Below are 1,061 nucleotides of genomic sequence, written 5' to 3' on the forward strand. Positions count from 1 at the left end.
GGTGAACTGACCCACCACCTCGGCTACGAGAAGGGCGATGCCAAGCCGGCAGGCCGCACGAACCATCGCAACGGCACCAGCCGCAAGCGCATCGCGACCGACGATGACCTGCTCGACGTCGAGATTCCGCGCGACCGAGAAGGTACCTTCGATCCAGTGCTGATCGCCAAGGGCGAGCGACGCTTCACCGGCTTCGACGACAAGATCATCGCGATGTACGCACGCGGCATGAGCGTGCGGGAGATTCAGGGTTTCCTGCTGGAGATGTACGGCATCGAGGTGTCGCCGGACTTCATCAGTACGGTGACCGATGCCGTGATCGACGAAGTGCGCGAATGGCAGCAGCGGCCGCTCGAGCCGATGTACCCGGTCGTGTTCTTCGACGCCTTGCGAGTCAAGATCCGCGACGAAGGCGTCGTGCGCAACAAGGCGATCTACCTGGCGCTGGGCGTGCGGCGCGACGGCACACGCGACGTGCTGGGCCTTTGGATCGAGCAGACCGAGGGGGCCAAGTTCTGGCTGCGGGTAGTGAACGACCTGAAGCTGCGCGGCGTGCAGGATATCCTGATCGCCGTGGTCGACGGCCTGAAGGGCTTCCCGGAAGCGATCAACACGGTGTTCCCGGAAACGACGGTCCAGACCTGCATCGTGCATCTGATCCGGAACTCACTGGACTTCGCCAGCTGGAAAGACAGGAAATCGGTCGCAGCGGCGCTCAAGGAGATCTATCGGGCACCGTCGGCCGAAGCCGCCGCCGTGGCGCTGGACGCGTTCGATACGAGCCCGTGGGGTACGAAATACCCTCCGATTGCCGCGCTCTGGCGCCGAGCCTGGGATCAGGTGATTCCGTTCTACGCCTTCGCGCCTGACATCCGGAAAATTGTATATACGACCAACGCGATCGAGTCGCTGCACATGCAGCTTCGGAAGATCATCAAGGCGCGCGGCCACTTCCCGTCGGACGAGGCCGCGCTCAAACTGATATGGCTGGCGCTGCGCAACGTCGTTGCCAAGTGGACCGGCTCCCGGCACGATTGGAAGAGCGCGATGACGCAGTTCGC

The 1,061-nt window shown here is 63.2% G+C and carries 1 protein-coding gene; it reads left to right on the top strand.

The features are described from left to right. On the top strand, window positions 1–1,061 hold a 1,061-nt coding region (locus C4B30_RS34990), incomplete at both ends, for an IS256-like element IS1356 family transposase (RefSeq protein WP_105133685.1).

Source organism: Burkholderia sp. BE12 (assembly GCF_002959955.1).
Classification (GTDB): Bacteria; Pseudomonadota; Gammaproteobacteria; order Burkholderiales; family Burkholderiaceae; genus Burkholderia.